Below are 19,188 nucleotides of genomic sequence, written 5' to 3'. Positions count from 1 at the left end.
AGGAAATATTAAATGGACAGAATTAAGAAATTAGATGTTTTCTATCACGATAGATTAGTTGGAACAATGGCACTCTATAATGGGACATTGTATGCATTTGAATATAGCAAGGAATGGCTGACAGAGGGATTCTCTATCAGCCCTTTTTCACTTCCATTAGAAAAAGGCGTATTTATGCCAAAGATAGATCCTTTTGAAGGCTTGTTCGGAGCATTTTCCGATAGTTTGCCTGATGGCTGGGGCCGTATATTAGTAGATTGCCTAATGAGAAAGAAGGGAATAGATCCTTTTTCTTATGGAAATATGGAGCGTCTTACAATAGTTGGCGAGACTGGAATGGGTGCTCTTACTTATCGTCCTGTGATAGATATGGATGAAGATTATGACGACTATTCGTTGGACGAAATTGCCAAGGAATGTGAAAAAATCTTATTGTCCGAGACTAGTGATAAATTGGACTACTTATTTGCAAAGGGAGGCTCATCAGGCGGTGCACGTCCAAAGATTTTAACAAAGGTGGATGAAGACGATTGGATAATTAAATTCCCAGCAACCTTTGATGATAAGAATATTGGAAAGCAAGAATATGAATATGCTTTGTGTGCAAGGGAGTGTGGAATAAATCTAGAGGAAGTACGACTTTTTGATTCTGAAGATACGGAAGGGTATTTCGGAATGAAAAGATTCGATAGAGTGGGGAATCGTATTTGCGATAGAGTGCACATGGTTTCCGCCGCAGGCTTACTGGAGACATCCCATAGAACACCAAATCTTGATTACAATATACTCATGCGATTGACACTACAGCTCACAGGTTCAATGGAACAGTGTGAACAGTTATTTAGACGTATGTGCTTTAATGTGTATGCTCATAATAGGGATGATCATGCTAAGAACTTTAGCTATTTGTATTTAGAAAATGAAAATCGCTGGATTCTTTCACCGGCATACGATATGACATACAGCAACTCCATTGGAGGCGAGCACGCAACTACAGTCAATGGAAATGGATCTAATCCAGGGGAGAACGACTTGTTGGCTGTGGCAGAGAATATAGGATTGAGCTTGCCAAAGGCGAAGAGGATTGTGGTCGAAGTTGAGGAATGCGTGAGGGGGTATTTGGGGTAGGAAAAAGTATAATGAAAAATGAGTATTTGAAACGAAAATGCAACGATTTTGGAATCGTTGCATTTTATAGTGTAAAAAACAGCGTTTCAAAAATGTTTATATTACACTTAAGTCAATAAAATTTGACAAAACTGCATTGATTTGTTTAATATTATTGATGTAAGGAGATGATAATATGGCAAAGAAGTCAATAGTATTATTACCAGAAACAGAAGAAATATTACAAGAAATGGGATTACAAATAAAATATGCGAGATTGCGAAGAAAGCTATCTGCAGAATTGGTGGCAGAGAGAGCGGGGATTAGTAGAGCTACGCTTGTATCTATTGAGAAGGGGGCATCATCTGTTGCCATTGGTTGTTATGCAGCTGTTCTGCATGCACTTAACTACATGGATAAAGATTTATTGCTAGTGGCGAAAGATGATGAATTAGGCAGAAAGTTACAAGACTTAGAATTGCCTATAAAAAAAAGAGTTAGAAAATGAGGTAAATAATGGAATCAGGAAAAGAAATATTTGTATATGCTGATTTTGAACAATTCGATAATGAATTGGTTGGTAAGATAAACGTATCTAATGTGCGTGGTAGAGAATTTTACAGCTTCGAATATTCTGAAGAATGGTTGAAACATCAAAATTTTGTTATTGATCCAGACTTGCAATTATATAAAGGCAGGCAGTATATCAATGATGATAAAAAAATATTTGGAGCGTTCGCAGATTCGTGTCCAGATAGATGGGGCCGAAAGCTTATGGATCGTAGAGAGGAATTGCGAGCTAGGGAAAATGATGAGCGCCCAAGGAAGCTTTTAGAAAGTGATTATTTGTTAGGTGTTTACGACGAATCTAGAATGGGAGGCTTAAGATTTAAAACAAATGAAGATGGACCATTCCTTTCGGATGATGTTGAATTCTCAACTCCACCATGGACTTCTCTTAGAGAATTGGAGCAAGCATCAATTGCATTTGAAAATGAAGATAATGGACTAGATGATAAGTGGTTAAAGCAATTGTTGGCACCAGGTTCTTCATTGGGGGGAGCTCGTCCAAAGGCATCGGTAAAAGCTCCAGATGAGACACTTTGGATTGCAAAATTCCCATCGAAACATGATGACATAGATTCGGGAGCATGGGAAATGGTAGTCCATGATTTGGCGATAATGTGTGGCCTAAATGTGCCTGAAGCTAAAGCGGAGAAATTTTCAAAGCTTGGAACAACATTTCTTGTAAAAAGATTCGATAGGGATGGCGAAAAAAGAATACACTTTTCATCTGCAATGACAATGCTTGGAAAGAGTGATGGAACAAATGCAGCAGATGGAAGTAGTTATTTAGAAATTGTTTCCTTCCTTAAGGCAAATGGGGCGCATCCGAAGGATGACATTAAGGAATTATGGAAACGAATTGTATTTAGTATTGCTGTGTCTAATACAGACGACCATTTCAGAAATCACGGATTTATATTAGAAAATGATGGTTGGAGCTTATCTCCAATGTATGATGTGAATCCAGATTTATATGGACGATACTTATCTCTAAATATAAATGATACTGAGTCTATGTTAGATTTTGATGTTGCCATTGATGCGGCACCATATTATGGAATAGAGAAAAAAGATGCGGAAAAAATGGTAGATGAAATAAAAGATATTGTTACCAATAACTGGAAAAATCTAGCTTCTAAATATGGTGTTGGAAGAGGAGAAATTGAACGAATGAAAGTGGCGTTTGTTTAGTTAGGGACCATTTAAGGATGTAATAATATTGTAACGGGGACAGGCACGAAAGTATGTCTTAGGAACTAACTTGTTGTTTAATCAGGGACGACCATACGAGGAAATTTTGAATCATATTCGCAGCGACTATATTGGATAGAGGAGAATAAGGAGGGTGCTTATGAATATTGCCATCGTTTTAGCTGGGGGAGTTGGAGCGAGACTAGGGGCAGATGTGCCAAAGGCTTTTGTGCCAGTATGCCAGAAACCTCTGATTATATACAGCCTGGAGTGCTTGAGCAAGAATTCTCATATAGACAAGATCCAGATTGTGGCAGCGGAAGACTGGATGAGCCAGGTGGAGGAGTGGACCAAGGAGTACGAGGTTCATAAGAAGGTGATAGGATTTTCGGTGCCAGGAGAAACTAGGCAGCTTTCTATATATAATGCGCTGATGGATTTAAAGCAGGTGGCTAAGGTGGAGGACAATGTGTTTATCCATGATGCGGCGCGACCACTTTTGTCCGAGGACTTGATCGCAAGAAGCTTTATCGGCATGGAAGGCTATGACGGTGTGCTGCCGGTGTTGCCAATGACGGATACTGTATATCTGAGTAAGGGAGGACAGCAGATTGATTCTCTATTAAATAGAGAAGAAATATATGCGGGCCAGGCGCCAGAGACTTTTGTGTACGGAAAATACCTTGAGGCAAACCAGGTGCTTAAAGATTCTGGAGAAATTTATCGTATAAATGGCTCAACAGAGCCGGCGGTCATGGCGGACATGAAGATACATTTGATTCCGGGAGATGAGAACAATTTTAAGATAACAACTCAGGCGGATTTGGATAGATTTGTAGAAATCGTAAAGGGAAGATAAAAGGCTAGAGTATGAAGGCGTTGGTGCTAAAGAGTGCGGGCAAACTAAATATTGATGAGGTGGCACTTCCTGAGTGCGGCGCCGGAGAAGTTTTGGTAAAGGTGGGCGCCTGTGGGATTTGTGGCTCGGATATTCCAAGAGCCTACAGGGACGGCGCTCACAATATGCCACTTGTCATTGGCCATGAGTTTGCAGGAACAGTGGAGGCCACAGGGAAGAGAGTGGGAGTATTTCCACTGATACCTTGCGGTAAATGCAGCTGCTGTTTGGAGAAGAAATATGAGATGTGCTCAGACTATTCTTATTTAGGTAGCCGCAGAGATGGTGGTTTTGCAGAGTATGTGGCAGTGCCTGAGTGGAACTTAATCGAGCTTCCCGAGAAGGTGACTATGCAGCAGGCGGCAATGCTTGAGCCAATGGCGGTAGCAGTGCATGCCCTTAGACAAGCCTTCGGTAAAGATTTGGAGAAGGCAGATATCGTAAATGCGAATATTGTTGTAATGGGCCTGGGTACTATTGGACTTTTGATGTGTATGTTTTTACTAGACCTTGGGGCTAAGAATTTATATGTAATAGGAAATAAGGATTCTCAGAAGAGAAGAGTGGTAGCGCTGGGAGTGCCAGAGGATCATTATTTGGATGTGGCTGATGGTGCAGTCATTGAGTCACTTCGACCACAGGTTTTCTTTGAGTGTGTTGGCAAGGACGAAAGCTTTCTAAAAGGAATAGAAATTGCAGCACCTTCAGGAACGGTGTGTGTGGTTGGCAATCCTCATGGGGATATGGATTTGCCGCGAGATATTTACTGGAAGATATTGAGAAAGCAGCTAACCCTTGTTGGAACCTGGAACTCATCCTTTACCCACGAGAAAGATGACGATTGGCATTATGTAATCGACAGATTGCAGCAGGGTAGGATTCATCCGGAGGAATTGATTTCGCATAGATATAAGCTGGAGGATATCTTGGATGGGTTTGAAATCATGCGAGATAAAAAAGAAGAGTATGTGAAGGTAATGGGGGAGATTTGATTTATTTAAAAAGTAGTGTTAGTATTTAATCACAAAACATCACACAGAATCACAAACGAAGTGAAACATCACAGTTAATCACAAAACATCACAAATATATAAAATAATCACAAGAAGTTAGGAGATTAAATATGACTACAAAAATCAGTCCATTTACCATGACTCCTGGAATTGCCGGTAATGCCTTAATAGAAACACATTACGCAGATGAAATAATAGCAAATTTCGAAAGCGAGGAATCATTTAAGTACGTATATAAAATAGTAGGGTTGAGAGGTTCTGGAAAATCAGTAGAGTACTCTCTAGTTATGAACTACTTTCGAGATAAAAAGAATTGGCTAGTTTATTCATTATCTGCTGGTGGAAATCCCACACAAACGTTGTTATCTTTGCTAAGTAAAGAATCTTTTATTAATGATAAAAGTATAAGTAAATCTATTGGAGCAACTGCATCAGTTGGCGGAGATATTGTATTAATGTCAGCTAATGGAAGTGCAAACACTTCTATAACTGTTAAGGATAACGAGAACTTTTATTCTGATGAAGCTGCATTACAAGAAATGATAGAGGAATCGCAGAAAAGTAATTATAAAATATTAATAGGAATAGATGATATTGCTAAATCAGATGAGATGGTTCGTTTCCTTTCTATATTGGGAACAATAATGATGAAACCAGATGTGAATGTAAGGTTTATTTGTACTGGTTTATCTAAAAACATCGAGGATTTTGTTAATGTACCACATTTGTCATTCTTTGTTAGAAATGAAGCTGTGAAAATGAAACCATTAGATTATCACAGTATTGCTAGAAAATATCGTCAGTTACTAGTGGTTCCTCAAGAGGACGCAATTAATCTCGCAAAGTTTACAAAAGGATATGCGTATGCATATCAAGTATTGGGAGAAATATGTTTTAAATTAAAAAAGTCGATTATAGACGAAGAAATAAAACATGAATTCGATGACATTATAGGATCTCAATATGATTTGTTATGGGATAGTTTGACAGAAGCTGAGCAGCAATTAGTAAAGATCATTTTAAATACAGAATCTGGACAAGTATCTGAGATAAAAAAGAAGATGGAAAAGGAATCTGGATATACTTCTCTTAGAGATAGATTAATGAAAAAGCATATGCTTATAACTCAATCAAGGGGAACGGTTAGTGTACCGTTACCTAGATTCAAGGAGTATGTAGATAATTGGCATTAATTTAAGTGGCAGTGAGAACTGCCACTTTTTTGGATATATTATAAAACGCAAGAACGTGCGTTTTAAACGTTAAAAAGATATATAAAACGCAAGAACGTGCGTTTTAAAATACAAAAGTTATAAAATATTAAAAGATGAAAACGGGACGTTTATAAACTTTCCGGGTTATAATTATATAGAGAAAGGATAAGGCATTTAGTATAAAAAGGGGAGAAAATAATGAAGTCGGATGAAGAAGTTATTTTGCATGACATTGCAGAAAAATATAGCAGGGATAATGATAAAATACAATTTTATGGGTGGGATGATTACACATATTTTCAAAATGTAAAAAATATAATTTGGAGGAAAATCAAATGATGTATCCATTTTTAACTCTTGCAGATGATACAGAAATAACTCATTCTGAAATGAAAGCTGATGGCAGGGTGAAAGTATATATAGAAACACCAGATGAAATAGGCGGATTTCATAATGCGACATGTTGGTTACCTGATTATGAGTGGGAAGATATAGAAGGCTATTCTGATGAAGAGATGGACCAGTTTAGAACAATGATAAAAGACAATGCGCATTTGATTTTAGAGTTTTCAACGAAGGGTGGATTTAGCAATAGCTAGGCCCACTTTTTTATCTATAATTATTTCAAGAAAATTCGCAACATTTTGTGAAAATGGGAGTATTTTCCGACACAATAGGGTATAATAATATACAAGCAATAATGGTTTCATCGCACATTGAAAAATGAATAACGAGGGCGCCAAATACTCCTTGAAAAAATCGCTCGTCACAAAGTGGAGAAATCTTAACTATCAATAGACACAAAAATTGTGTTAAAAAATAGCGAATAGTTACAAATTTTCACGAAATATATAACTGAGCTGTTTTATTAACAGAATTTTAACAATTAGGGTCTATTATGTACACACTCACATATATACGGTTATGTGTACGGTGAGTCGCGCGGAACAAAAACTGAATAAGAAACTGCAACGTGTACTGATGGAGAATTAGAAAAAATGGAGGGCTAGGTCGTGTCAAACAACACAAACGACAAGGGTAATAACGTTTTAAGAATTGCAATCATAATAGGCATAGTTATTATAGTTGCCTTGTTGGGAGTTATTATTTATCTATTGATAAATAGAGGCAAGACTGAAGAGCCTGAAAAACGAAACGTAGTAGTATCTCAGGAGAATGTAGATGAAGTTGTTGAAGAGTTAGCTCTGCAAGAATTTGTTGAACCTGGATATTATGAAGCATCAATGAGTAACACATGGACGTTTGCCACGGGATTTGACGTATCAGAGGATGCATATGTTGCAAATGTAGAGGGAAACACAAATGATGTGTACTTTGATGTTGTTTTGGCAGAGGACGAGGATCAAGTTATTTATAAGTCTCCAGTAATTCCAAGAGGAAGTGAGCTTAATAACATAGCCTTGGACACTCCATTAGAGGCAGGTACGTATAATTGTGTATGTATCTATCATTTGATAGATGAAAATCAAAACACAATTAGCACGTTACGAGTAGGTATCACAATTATAGTGAACCAGTAAAATGAAAACTTAATATTGGGGAACATGTAAACAAACACTTTGCCACGGATGGCGAGGGATGGTTTTAATTCAAGGAGGAAGCTTTTTATGAAAGTAAAGAAACTTTTTGCAGTTGCTATGGCAACAATGATGGTAATGTCGATGTCTATCACAGCATTGGCTGATGATAACAATGGATCTACAGAAGGTACAGGTACATCTGAAGGTCACGTTGAGAGAAAGTGTACAAATGTTAAACTCCCAACAGTAGACGAGTCAACAAATATTTTTAATTATACAATGGACCCAGAGCGTCTAATTGCTGAAACAAGCAATGCTAAGTATGGTGACGATGTTTTATTCCCAACAGGTGATGATGACAAAGGTGTATACTTTATTAATGGTACAAATGGTAACGGCAAGACAGTATATACAAATTCAAGTAATGTATTAAACGCTGTAAATAAAAGTAGTCATGCAATTAATTTGACTGTAACTGCTGAGGCTGTTGAATCTGCAGGTGGAAAAGATATTCCATTAGTAGCACAGGCTGATTTGGCTGATGCAACAGAGGCTTCATTATATTTAGGATTAACAGTAGGAGATACTACAAAAGAAATTACAGAAACAGCAGCAACACAGACAGTCACACTTAATGGAACACCAGGAAACTTTATAGTTGCCGTAAATGAAGATGGCGATGGATATGAGTATAGAGTAAAAACCTTAGCTGAATGGCAGGGTGGAGATGCTAATAAGACTCAGGATGAATATGATGCTACATGGCAAAAGACAATAATTGCTTTGGAAGGTGAAACAACAACTGGTAAGGCTATTGCTTCTGATACAACAGCACCAAAGGTAAAAGTTACTTGGTCATGGGTAGATCCTACAGCTAATGCTGGTCCAAGTGTAGCAGTGTCTCAGTATACATTGGGAACAGAGGATATTGTTGTTACAGTTAACATGGGTATAGGTGATTTAGCTGCTACAGCAATTACTGGTGTCACAAAGACAGATGGTACTGAATTAGCTGCTACAAATTATACAATTAGTGGCAATACAGTAACTTTCAGCGCTGCTTGGGCAACAAAGATAGCAGGTAAATTAGAGGCTGGTGGAACATCTTCATATAAGATTATATGTGATAATGATGATGAGAAGAGTGTTACAGTAACATTCAAAAAGCCAGAATAGAAATGTAAATTAAATTTTTAGGAGCCGTTAGAGATAGTCTAACGGCTCCTTTGTTAATTATGAAAAGGAAGAGGTGAATGCATAGATGAATACTAATTATAGTGATGAAATTAAAACTAAGGCTGAAAGATTTATAACAAAGTATAGAGAATATGCATTTAATCCAGAAGAAGTGGAGTTTTTTGATGAAGAAACATATATAGCAGTTATTAGGAGATTAACGCATATTGTTGAAAAAGGTTTATCAATGAATGAATATACATATGGGTCAGGAAAAGATGCGTTTATTCAATTATGTAATGTTTTAAAGAGTTATTATCTAAAATATGGAACAATAAATAAGGATTATAAGAGTGGATTATGTGTCTTAAGACAATATTTAGATAAGAATAAAGGAAAAAATGAGTATGATGTGAAGTTGGAAACAATATTTAATTCTTTAGAGGGAGAAGCTAATGACGAAAGTGGTGTGGAAGAATATGAAAATCTAGGTGATAAAGATTATGAAAAAATGACATTTGAGGAATTAGTAAAATCTAGACATAGTATACGTCATTTTTCAGATACAAAAGTAAATTTAGAGAAGGTTTATGAGGCGATAGATATTGCGTCATATAGTCCGTCGGCATGTAATCGACGAGGGTGGAAGTCATATATAGTCTCAAATGAACTAAAAAAAACAGAAATACTAAAATGTCAGAATGGTAATAAAGGATTTGGCAATGAGATAAAAGTGATAATAGTAATAACATATGATTTAAAGTATTGCAATATTAATAGAGAATTGTTTCATGGTTATATTGAAGGAGGAATGTTTGCATTAAGTGTATTATATTCCTTACATGCGAAGGGTTTTGCGAGTATACCGTTAAGTGCAAGTTTGACTATCGAACAAGAAGATAAATTAAGGAATATTATAGAGATGGGGGACTCTGAAATTCTTATTAGCATAATTGGAATTGGAAATTATCCAGATAAAGTTAAAGTGACTAAATCAAATAGAATTAACATAATAAAGAAAATATAGTAAATAATATTACTAAAAGAAGGTGAGAAAAATTTTTAATAATATTAATATAGATTATTCGATAAGAACAGAGTTAAATAAATAAACGAGATGATATAAAGGTAATGCATATATCAGATATTGCTGATAAGAATGAAGAATGTGGGTTTGTTATAGCAGTTGACAATAGCAATGTAAAGGTATGTATTTTTAATTTAAAGAAAAATAATTTTAATAACATTTTATAATAAATCGTAAATGAAAGGATTATTAAATGTTAAATTTTATCAGAAATTGTATAGAAGAAGAAGGGCAGCCATTATTTGTGACAGGCTCGTATGACGCTATAATGACTATAAATAAAAATAATTTAACCATATCTTCATGGATGAATATTAAATGGATAAGAGAAAAAGGTCCAGCTTACATTTTTCATCATGGTGAACAGGTGCTAGTCGCTGGTACAGCATGTCCTCAGGTTGTAATCTGTCAAAATAAATTTGGAGCGAATGAATGTTTTATCTATGAAGAGAATGTGTTTTGTAAATATGTATGCTTGATTGGTGATAACATTTGGTTTTTTCCGAAGAATTTGCGAGACGGTATAATAAAGTTTGATGTGTTAAGAAAGAATTTTATTAAAGAAAAAAATATATATAATTCTGAATTAGAATCATTAAAATTTACCTATGGCAATTCATATCGAGATTTAGTTTATTTAAATGACATGAGAACGAAGGAACTAATAGAAATTAACATAAAAAAAAGAGAGAGTAGAATTATTAAATTACCGATCGAAGATACGATTTTTTCTGTAACATTAATCAAAAATCTTTTATACCTAACTTCGGCTACTACAAGTAAGGTTTATATATTAAATTTAAAATACGAATTAATAGGTGACTACTCTTGTGAAAAAACTGATAAGCCTTTTGCTAAACCAATAGAGGCTCGAGAAGGCCTGATATTATGTAATGATGATCAATTATTTTATTTTGAGAATGGGCATTATTATGAAATACAATGTCCACCTGAAGTAAAAGGCAAGAATAGCTGGTTTTTGACTTCTTTTGATTTTGATATAGATAAAAAAATAGTTCTTTTACCATGGACATCTAAGTATATTGTTGAGATAGATACTGAAAAAAAAGTAATAACAAGTTATAAAAAATGTAAAACTGCATCTGATGGGATGATTTGTAAAAAAATAATTCACGAAACACAGTATGGGGACATGTTGATTGATTTTTTGGAGGAGGTATGTAAGTAAGCTAGAGTAGTTTCTTATATATAATAAATATGGATAAAAGTGAACAGATATATTTTAAACTTTCAAAAATATTATCAAATGGGATAAATGTTGGTGATATTCTTATTGAGATGGGAATAAACAAAATTTTCTTATACGGTTATGGAGAAATAGGAAAAAAAGTTTATCTCATGATACGAGATAAAGTAAAAATTGTTGCAATAGTTGATAAAGGAAAGAATAGCAAAGAAGAGGGCATAATAATTAATGATATTAGTGTATTAAAAAATGATTGTCCGATTTTGGTTACGCCAAGTAATTTGTTCAATGAAATTACTGATGAATTACTATTAAATGGAGTAAATCGTAAAAATATCTTGGCATTGAATACAATATTGCAATATGGTTATGAAAAGGTGTTAAAAGAAGAATATAGAATTCCTTCAATTAATCAAAAACAATTTTTGATTACAGGGGCTCAATTTAGAAATCTAGGAGCTCAAGCAATGTTATTTACAGCAGTTGATGAGTTAAGAAAAAAATTTGGAGATGTAACAATATGGTACTGTCCAATTGAACAAGATGATAAAAAAATATATAGTCGGGAGGAACTAAACAAATACAAATTTATTACATTATTGGATGGTTATACAAGAAATTCTACTATGTATGAAGTTAAAAATGGTATTGATGCTGTTGTTGATATTAGTGGGTTTTCGTTGGATTCTAGGAGAAAAAGTGAAAGATGGGAATTAATATTTGAACTTGCATATAAATATAAGATTCCAACATATTTGATGCCACAATCATATGGGGAATTAGATTATGGAATTGATAATGAACATATGAAAATAGTTTTTAGTTCTATTGCTAAGATTTTTTTGAGAGAGAGTAAAGATATAGAAAAATTTGAAAAATTTAACTTAACAAATTTATGTCTTGCAAATGATATTGTTCTTCAAAAAAAAGATATAGAATTAAATAATATTTTCGAATCATCTTTCAATTGTAAAAGAATAAATGGTCCAATGGATGGGGTGGCAATTATACCAAATGTTAAAAATTATGCATATGGCGACAAGAAGGAAATAATTGTTCTATATAAAAAAATTATTGAATTTTTACTTTCAAAAAAAGAAGAAGTATACATACTATGTCATTCAAATGATGAACAAGCTTGTTTAGATATATATGAAGCATATATAAATAATGACCATGTTCATTTGATTGAAAGATTTAGATATTGTTTTGAATTTAGTGAGTATATTAAAAATATGAAGTATTGTATTGCTTCAAGATATCATTCTATAGTTCAAGCATATAGACAAAATATACCCTGCGTATTAATAGGCTGGGCTGAAAAATATGATTCGCTAGCTAAAATATTTAATCAGAGTAAATATAGTTTTTCAGTTGATGAATTAGATATTGCATCGAAAGTATATGCAAGAGTTGTAGAAATGGAGTCCAATTATTTAGATGAAAAGACAATGATATCTGTAGTGAATAATAAAAGAGAAAGAAGAAATTCATTTGATATTTTATTAGAATAGTAAAAAATTAAATACATGGTATTGAGGCTTATAATTATTAACTATCATAGATTAAGTATGCAACGGTATTAAAAGAAAGGAATGATTAATTTCTAAGTAAATTAGTCTAGGCGGGGTATGGCGAAGGAATACAATGTGGTATATATATCAGATTATAGATACATTTTGCCATTAGTTGTATCTGTAGTTTCGCTATGTGAAAATTTAGTTTTACTTAATGAGGATACTTGTAATATTTATATCATATGCAATCAAGTAAGTGATGAGTACAAAAATAAGATTAAGAGTATTAATTATCCTAAAATAAATATTATTATTATCGATGTGAATAATGATTCATTGATAGAGGGTATTGTAGACATTGATGAGCATCATGTTACTAAAAGTGCGTGTTATAAGTTTTTTATTCCTAATATATTAAATAACGTTGAAATAGCTTTGTATTTAGATTGTGACGTAATTATAAACAAAGATATAAGAGCGATATTTGAATATGAAATAAATGATGTATCATGCGCAGTTGTGGAAAAACCTCTTGATGGTGATTCTTTGGGAAAACGAATTGGGCTTGAGGAAGGAAAGTATTTTAATACTGGTGTAATGCTTATGAATTTAAAAATGATGCGAGATAAGATGTATCCTCAAAAATTATTTGAGTATAAAAAAAAGCACCAAAATTTGAGCAAGCTCATGGACCAAGACGTATTTAATATAGTGTTGAATAATGATGTACTTTATATACCTACGCGGTACAATTTTTTAATGTCATTATTTATGTACCATAAATTTGAAGAAATTAATATGCGATTATTTAATGATGCCTATATATCTCCAAGAGATTGTATATTTGATCAGGTTGTGATTCATTGCGTAGATAAATATAAACCGTGGGATTATGAGATTCCATATTTTTCTGAAATATTTATGAAGTATTATAGTAAGAGTTTTTTTGGAAATGAGCGATTGAATCTTGTATCGCTTTTATACCAACTAAATAAAAACAATTATGAACTTATATATAAGAATAAAATGTGGAGTGAAGGAATAATTGATTATAGATTTCCATATGAACGAATAGATTCTGGAAGCAGAATTATTATATATGGAGCGGGGGCTGTAGGCAAAACATTTATGGAAGAGTTATCTTATACACATTATTGTGAAGTAATAATGTGGGTAGATACTAATTGGAAAGAAATTAATAATGAGAATATAAAAGATCCTGATTTAATAAAAAATAGTGAATATGATTCAATCCTTATTGCAGTATCAAGTGAAAATTATGTAAATGAGATATGTGAATTTTTAAATGGTTTAGGCGTTGTAAAGGATAAGATTGTATCATTATTTAAAGAATAATTCTTCGCATAGAGTTTTCTTATTACAACATATCAATAATTGAGGCTACAGTATTAAATTTATAAAAAGTAGATTTTTATACTGCTATAAAAGGATAATAGAATAAAGTTGTTATAAAGTAACTATTAAAGCAAGCATAATATTAGTCTTTTACGGAGAAGGTATGCAAACAAAATTAAGTATCATAATACCGGTTTATAACAGTGAAAAATATATTGATAGGTGTTTGCAAAGTATTATGCGTCAGGATTTAGAAGACATAGAAATTATATGTGTGGATGACGGCTCGACAGATAATACCTACAATATTCTTTTGTGGTATCAAAAAAACTATTCAAATATAAAGGTATATAAACAATCGAGAAAATATGCCGGAGTGGCTAGAAATCTTGGGTTGAGCAAAGCTGAGGGGGAATATGTTCATTTTTTAGATGCAGACGATTATATATATGATAATGTTTACTCTCAAATTTATAGTCAAGCAGTAGCCAGTAAATTGGATTGCTTGAAATTTAGGTGTTTTTGCTTTATGGCTGATAGCGGAACACAAAAAGAAGAGGAATACGTGGAGTATTCTCTTTTTAACGTTCATGAAAAATTCTTCGATGGTAGAGTGCTAAATCCTAGGGAATATATAGATTTAATGATAAGAAAACTCACTTGTGCACCATGGAGTGGAATATATCGACGTGATTTTTTGATAAATAATAATATAGTATTTAATGATTTGAAATGTGTTAACGATAGGTCTTTTTATGTTTCAGTTCTTATTAATGCGGAAAGAGTTTCGTTGAGTGACGCAGTAGTAGTTAATCATCAGATGGGACGCGATACGTCTTTGGTGGGAATAAGAGCTAATAATTTTGATTGTGTATATAAATCTTATTATATTGTTGAAGATATAGTAAAAAATACGAGTGAGAAAATACGTCGAGAAACACTTCAGGCGGAATTAATGGGGATCTTTTACGACTATAATAACTTACCGAGAGATATTCAAGAGAAAGAAAAAGCTAGATTTGATGAATTTATTGATCATCTTGACATGAACGATATAATCCAAAGTAAAAATGCAGATTCAAATATGGATATATCACAAGCTAATAAAATTGCCCAGATTCAATCGGATGTTTCAGGGATATGTTACTATAACTATTCTAAATTAACATCAACTGGTAAAAGAATAGAAGATATATTAGATAAAAATAAAATAGACGAGATATATGTATATGGACTAGGAGAAATTGGACGTATGGTTATGTCTGATTTGAAACTGTCAAATTCAGATAGAGTAAAAGGAATATTTGATAAGAGAGCGGATAATAATGAAATATTTGCAATGGGTTCGAAGAATATATCTGTAAAGAAACCAAGTGAAATACCGTTAGATGAAGTTCCTATCCTTGTTACACCTGCTAGGGATTATTTAGATATTACCAAAGAGCTGATAGATATGGGGATTAATGAAAAAAGGATAATATTATTGTGTGATTTGCTAAAGCTTGCACCTTGAGTATAAAGGTTGCTAAAGGTTGCACCTCATGTAAAATACAATAATTTTAAATATAGGGTCGATGGGGAGTAAAAGGTAATATTGTTTTGAAGTGCGCTTCGCATCGTTATGATGAGAGGCGCTTTTTTGTTAATGTATGAATGGGAGTAATTAAAAATGATAAGTATTATAGTTCCTGTTTATAATTCAGAAAAATACTTAATAAGATGCATTGAAAGCATATTGCATCAGAGTATTGAATCAATAGAAATAATACTTATTGATGATGGCTCGATGGATAAATCTGACGAGATATGTGATAAATATAGTGGTGAATATTCAAATATTAAGGTTATTCATAAAGAAAACGGCGGTTCTACCTCTGCTAGATTAGCCGGCGTTGAGGCTGCCACATATGATCTAATTGGTTTTGTAGATAGTGATGATTATGTAGAGCCAGAGATGTTTGCGGAATTATATAAAATGTATTCTGAAACAGGAGCGGATTTGATATCCTCTGGGACAATTCGTGATTATGATACAGGACGAAAAAATGAAATAATAATGGATAATTACCCAGAGAGATTATACAGAGATATTGAGAATAGTATATATCCTTCCATGTTATTTGATTTTAATAATAATAATTTTGGGATATATCCAACACTTTGGAATAAGCTATTCAAAAAAAATATTATAAAAAAAATACTTGAAGAAATAGATCGACGTGTTTTTTATGGTGAAGATGCTCTTACTATTTATTCATATTGCATGGAAGCAAAGAGTATCTATATTCTCCATAAAGCCTACTATCATTACTGCATTAGAAATGATTCTATGTGTCATGACTGTAACCCTGAGTTGATAATGAACACTTACAGATTATACGCAACACTCCATGAGAAGTTTAAAGGTAGTAGCAAAAAAAATGAGCTAATAAGGCAATTGAAAAGATATGTTCTTGAGCTGGAATCACATACATTAGAGAGTATATATGGAATAAATCATGGACTGTTAAATATATGGGAGTTTAATTATGACTCTCAATTACTACAAGAAAATAAGTTCATAATTTACGGTGCAAATGCATGTGGTCAAGCCCTATTTCACTATGTACGTAGAAATGATTTGCAGGATAATTTGGTCGCTTGGGTCGATAAGAACTATGAACAATTAGAATTTCAGTGTGATTATGAATTGGAATCAATAAACAATGGACTGTCAAAAGATTATGATTTGATAATAATAGCAGTTAAGAATTCCTCATTGGCTGATGTAATCAGAGATGAGTTGATAACTAATTATCATGTTGAGCCTAATAAAATTATCTGGGAGGAGTGTATCGAAAAATCTTTCTTTTCAGAAGCTATGTTGTAAATTTCAAAAGTCATACGACTTTAGGAGTCGAATATGAATGAACTAAGAATTAAATTCGATCAAATCTCAAAATATATTCCTAAAGAAAGAAAAGTAGCCATCTTTGGCTGCGGAAAACTGGGGGAGGAGTTGTACCCAGTGCTCATTCGCTATGACTTGTTTGGCGGATTTATTGATAATGATAAAGGCAAGCAGGAAAGTGGATATCTAGGAGAGAAGGTTGATTCCTTGGAGGATTTTCTCAAAAAAGAGAGCCGTCCATATATCGTAATTACTGCAACAAAACAGAACACCAAGGCCATTGATCAACAATTAGAAAAGAATGGCTTAAAGGCAGAGCAGGACTTTACGGACTGGGAACATTTTTTAAAGCATATATTGCCACTAATATCGTATTTCCGTAATGAGAAAATATTTGTAAATCTAGCTCAGATATGTGTAACCGAGCGATGTACTTTGCGCTGCGAGGCTTGCGCACATGCCTGCAACAAGGTGAGTAGAGAAGCAGAGGATATGTCCTTTGAAAGTATAAAGAAAAGTGCGGATAGCTTCTTTAAAAATGTGGATATCGTAAAGGAATTTGTGTTAATCGGTGGAGAACCATTTTTATACAAAGACTTGAGCAATGCCATAGAATACATTGGAGAAAATTATAGAGAAAAAATAATAATGTTCTCCATAACCACAAATGGCACTATTACACCAGATGATGCCGTGATAGATCTAATTAAGAAGTACAATGTCACAGTTAGAATTTCGGACTATTCGTATACCTTGCCAAACCTTAAGAAAAACTACGAGAAGATACTAGATAAACTTCGGGGAATAAAGACTGTAGTCTTAGATACTTCAAAGGATCAGTGGTTTGATTATGGATTTTTTGAAGTGGACAATGGACAAAACGAAGAAGTACTCAGAAAGATTTTTAAGACTTGCAATACGCCATGCCGAGAAATCAGAGAAAACAAATATTACTATTGCGTAATGGCCAGAAGTGTTTCTGAGAACTCTGGAAAGACTATTGGACTTGATGAATATCTTGACATGGATACAGTGCAGGATAAAGAAGATGTATTGGCCTTTGAGCTTGGGCTTGTTGAAAATGGATATCTGAGTATGTGTAGATATTGCAGAGGAGCAGAGGCTGAAAAGTATCTCATTCCGGCAGCAATACAGCAGAGATAATAGGGGATTAGTAATGAAAAAGGTTTATATTTTTGGACGAGGAGTAGGGTACTCCTATCTGAAAAAATGTCTTAAAAATGATATAGAAATAAAAGCCTTTATCGATAACTATGCCCAGGAGCAGGTGGATGCAGACGGTATACCAATCATAAATGAACAGGCCATCGGCGGAGATTATGATTATGTAATAGTGAGCATAATGTCCTTTGCTCCGATACGTCAGGAGTTAATAGAAGGTGGTGTTCCGGCTGAGAAAATAATTTGCTTCTTTGACGAGAAGGATGCGGACAATCCTGTTTATGAGGAAGTGATTGATTCTTCAAAATGGAAGGCAGAGCTCAATTGGAAATACACGCAAGAAGTAGTAAAACCAACACTTTATAATCTGCCATATGAAACCAATACTGAAAGTCTCTTAGAGAAAAAAGAGATCCCTTACGTAATGACAGAGGAAGAGACTATAGAAGAGGTATTGGGTTCAAAGAAAAATTTGGTTCGCTATGGTGACGGCGAGTTTGAAATGATGCTAGGCAGGCTACGTTTGCGTTATCAGAACGTAGATGAGAAGCTTGCGGATAGATTGCGAGAAATAATTAAAACAGACGATTCTAAAATACTGATTGCTATAGCGGACAACTATGGCAATCTATCTAAATATACAGATGCAGCAGCTAATGGAATTAGGCAGTATCTAGCTCCATCGGTTCGTGCTGCTCATATGGAAATTCTTGACGTATCAAAGAAATATGGAAATGCATATGTGTCGCGACCATATTTTATTTATAAAGATAAAAATCCCGAAGTAATAAGTAAAAAATTTAACTTAATAAAGAAGTTATGGCAGGACCAGGATGTGATTATTGTTGAGGGAAGTCATACAAGGTTTGGAGTTGGAAATGACTTGCTTAAGAACGCTAGAAGTGTCAAAAGAATTCTAGTTCCAGATAAGGATGCCTTTAACAAATATGATGAAATACTTACGACTGCAAGAAAGTACGCAGCAAATCATTTGACTATTGGTATTGTGGGACCAACAGCAGCAGTTCTTGCTTATGATTTGGCCAGGGAAGGCCACTGGGCGCTGGACATTGGTCAGCTTGATACCGAGTATGAATGGTTCCTAAGGGGAGCAAAAGAAAGATGCGATGTACCATATAAAACTGTCAGTGAGTACGTTGATAAAAAGGATTATGAGGAAATGCCTGCCGACCTTTGGGAAAAGTATTCTGGAGAAATAATTGCAAAGATAGAAGCATAGGG

Annotated in this window: 18 protein-coding genes; all 18 read left to right on the top strand. The window is 33.9% G+C overall.

The features are described 5' to 3' along the window. The first annotated feature begins 12 nt into the window (after positions 1-12). Positions 13-1,128 (top strand): type II toxin-antitoxin system HipA family toxin, encoded by a 1,116-nt coding sequence (locus T375_RS06645; protein ID WP_044936454.1) that lies wholly within the window; start codon positions 13-15, stop codon positions 1,126-1,128. A 175-nt stretch (positions 1,129-1,303) separates the two neighbouring features. Then, complete coding sequence (locus tag T375_RS06640; protein ID WP_044936452.1) at positions 1,304-1,615, top strand: helix-turn-helix domain-containing protein; 312 nt, start codon at positions 1,304-1,306, stop codon at positions 1,613-1,615. Between the two features lie 8 nt (positions 1,616-1,623). Then, positions 1,624-2,865, top strand: coding sequence for a type II toxin-antitoxin system HipA family toxin (locus T375_RS06635; RefSeq protein ID WP_044936451.1), 1,242 nt, complete (start codon positions 1,624-1,626; stop codon positions 2,863-2,865). 160 nt (positions 2,866-3,025) lie between these two features. Further along, positions 3,026-3,724: an IspD/TarI family cytidylyltransferase gene (locus tag T375_RS06630; protein ID WP_044936450.1), complete on the top strand. Its 699-nt coding sequence runs from the start codon at positions 3,026-3,028 to the stop codon at positions 3,722-3,724. Positions 3,725-3,735: 11 nt separating this feature from the next. Beyond that, positions 3,736-4,755 (top strand): galactitol-1-phosphate 5-dehydrogenase, encoded by a 1,020-nt coding sequence (locus T375_RS06625; RefSeq protein WP_044936448.1) that lies wholly within the window; start codon positions 3,736-3,738, stop codon positions 4,753-4,755. Between the two features lie 131 nt (positions 4,756-4,886). Then, positions 4,887-5,969, top strand: a complete 1,083-nt coding sequence (locus T375_RS06620) for a hypothetical protein (RefSeq protein ID WP_044936447.1) — start codon at positions 4,887-4,889, stop codon at positions 5,967-5,969. A 219-nt stretch (positions 5,970-6,188) separates the two neighbouring features. Beyond that, positions 6,189-6,329, top strand: coding sequence for a hypothetical protein (locus T375_RS13555; protein ID WP_155952450.1), 141 nt, complete (start codon positions 6,189-6,191; stop codon positions 6,327-6,329). Further along, positions 6,326-6,589 carry a hypothetical protein gene (locus tag T375_RS06615; RefSeq protein WP_044936446.1) on the top strand — a complete coding sequence of 88 codons (264 nt, stop codon included), beginning with the start codon at positions 6,326-6,328 and terminating at the stop codon, positions 6,587-6,589. Before T375_RS13555 ends, T375_RS06615 begins: the two co-directional genes overlap by 4 nt. Before the next feature lie 414 nt (positions 6,590-7,003). Next, positions 7,004-7,531 carry a hypothetical protein gene (locus T375_RS06610; protein ID WP_044936444.1) on the top strand — a complete coding sequence of 176 codons (528 nt, stop codon included), beginning with the start codon at positions 7,004-7,006 and terminating at the stop codon, positions 7,529-7,531. 87 nt (positions 7,532-7,618) lie between these two features. Continuing rightward, complete coding sequence (locus T375_RS06605) at positions 7,619-8,707, top strand: hypothetical protein (RefSeq protein WP_044936442.1); 1,089 nt, start codon at positions 7,619-7,621, stop codon at positions 8,705-8,707. A gap of 85 nt (positions 8,708-8,792) precedes the next feature. Then, a complete protein-coding gene (locus T375_RS06600; RefSeq protein ID WP_044936441.1) occupies positions 8,793-9,734 on the top strand; it encodes a nitroreductase family protein in 942 nt (313 codons plus the stop codon). Positions 9,735-9,987: 253 nt separating this feature from the next. Beyond that, complete coding sequence (locus T375_RS06595; protein ID WP_044936440.1) at positions 9,988-10,983, top strand: hypothetical protein; 996 nt, start codon at positions 9,988-9,990, stop codon at positions 10,981-10,983. Positions 10,984-11,012: 29 nt separating this feature from the next. Further along, a complete protein-coding gene (locus T375_RS06590) occupies positions 11,013-12,515 on the top strand; it encodes a polysaccharide pyruvyl transferase family protein (protein WP_044936438.1) in 1,503 nt (500 codons plus the stop codon). Between the two features lie 117 nt (positions 12,516-12,632). Continuing rightward, positions 12,633-13,874: a glycosyltransferase family 8 protein gene (locus tag T375_RS06585; RefSeq protein ID WP_044936436.1), complete on the top strand. Its 1,242-nt coding sequence runs from the start codon at positions 12,633-12,635 to the stop codon at positions 13,872-13,874. 163 nt (positions 13,875-14,037) lie between these two features. Next, positions 14,038-15,387, top strand: a complete 1,350-nt coding sequence (locus T375_RS13205) for a glycosyltransferase (protein ID WP_049960330.1) — start codon at positions 14,038-14,040, stop codon at positions 15,385-15,387. Positions 15,388-15,543: 156 nt separating this feature from the next. Continuing rightward, the gene (locus tag T375_RS13200; protein WP_049960329.1) at positions 15,544-16,743 is read left to right on the top strand and encodes a glycosyltransferase family 2 protein; all 1,200 of its coding nucleotides are present in this window, start codon (positions 15,544-15,546) and stop codon (positions 16,741-16,743) included. Between the two features lie 33 nt (positions 16,744-16,776). Next, entirely contained in the window at positions 16,777-17,928 is a 1,152-nt protein-coding gene (locus T375_RS06570) for a radical SAM protein (protein WP_044936434.1), read from the top strand. A 13-nt stretch (positions 17,929-17,941) separates the two neighbouring features. Further along, complete coding sequence (locus T375_RS13195) at positions 17,942-19,186, top strand: GT-D fold domain-containing glycosyltransferase (RefSeq protein ID WP_049960328.1); 1,245 nt, start codon at positions 17,942-17,944, stop codon at positions 19,184-19,186. Positions 19,187-19,188 lie beyond the last annotated feature (2 nt).

It is taken from the genome of Pseudobutyrivibrio sp. LB2011 (genome assembly GCF_000701765.1).
GTDB lineage: Bacteria > Bacillota > Clostridia > Lachnospirales > Lachnospiraceae > Pseudobutyrivibrio > Pseudobutyrivibrio ruminis.
This window is presented reverse-complemented; position numbering and strand designations above follow the sequence as displayed.

What these genes read in the sequence shown, in the direction of transcription:
- T375_RS06645 (WP_044936454.1), top strand. Translation starts at nt 13, where the DNA reads ATGGACAGAATTAAGAAATTAGATGTTTTCTATCACGATAGATTAGTT.
- T375_RS06640 (WP_044936452.1), top strand. Translation starts at nt 1,304, where the DNA reads ATGGCAAAGAAGTCAATAGTATTATTACCAGAAACAGAAGAAATATTA.
- T375_RS06635 (WP_044936451.1), top strand. Translation starts at nt 1,624, where the DNA reads ATGGAATCAGGAAAAGAAATATTTGTATATGCTGATTTTGAACAATTC.
- T375_RS06630 (WP_044936450.1), top strand. Translation starts at nt 3,026, where the DNA reads ATGAATATTGCCATCGTTTTAGCTGGGGGAGTTGGAGCGAGACTAGGG.
- T375_RS06625 (WP_044936448.1), top strand. Translation starts at nt 3,736, where the DNA reads ATGAAGGCGTTGGTGCTAAAGAGTGCGGGCAAACTAAATATTGATGAG.
- T375_RS06620 (WP_044936447.1), top strand. Translation starts at nt 4,887, where the DNA reads ATGACTACAAAAATCAGTCCATTTACCATGACTCCTGGAATTGCCGGT.
- T375_RS13555 (WP_155952450.1), top strand. Translation starts at nt 6,189, where the DNA reads ATGAAGTCGGATGAAGAAGTTATTTTGCATGACATTGCAGAAAAATAT.
- T375_RS06615 (WP_044936446.1), top strand. Translation starts at nt 6,326, where the DNA reads ATGATGTATCCATTTTTAACTCTTGCAGATGATACAGAAATAACTCAT.
- T375_RS06605 (WP_044936442.1), top strand. Translation starts at nt 7,619, where the DNA reads ATGAAAGTAAAGAAACTTTTTGCAGTTGCTATGGCAACAATGATGGTA.
- T375_RS06600 (WP_044936441.1), top strand. Translation starts at nt 8,793, where the DNA reads ATGAATACTAATTATAGTGATGAAATTAAAACTAAGGCTGAAAGATTT.
- T375_RS06595 (WP_044936440.1), top strand. Translation starts at nt 9,988, where the DNA reads ATGTTAAATTTTATCAGAAATTGTATAGAAGAAGAAGGGCAGCCATTA.
- T375_RS06590 (WP_044936438.1), top strand. Translation starts at nt 11,013, where the DNA reads ATGGATAAAAGTGAACAGATATATTTTAAACTTTCAAAAATATTATCA.
- T375_RS06585 (WP_044936436.1), top strand. Translation starts at nt 12,633, where the DNA reads ATGGCGAAGGAATACAATGTGGTATATATATCAGATTATAGATACATT.
- T375_RS13205 (WP_049960330.1), top strand. Translation starts at nt 14,038, where the DNA reads ATGCAAACAAAATTAAGTATCATAATACCGGTTTATAACAGTGAAAAA.
- T375_RS13200 (WP_049960329.1), top strand. Translation starts at nt 15,544, where the DNA reads ATGATAAGTATTATAGTTCCTGTTTATAATTCAGAAAAATACTTAATA.
- T375_RS06570 (WP_044936434.1), top strand. Translation starts at nt 16,777, where the DNA reads ATGAATGAACTAAGAATTAAATTCGATCAAATCTCAAAATATATTCCT.
- T375_RS13195 (WP_049960328.1), top strand. Translation starts at nt 17,942, where the DNA reads ATGAAAAAGGTTTATATTTTTGGACGAGGAGTAGGGTACTCCTATCTG.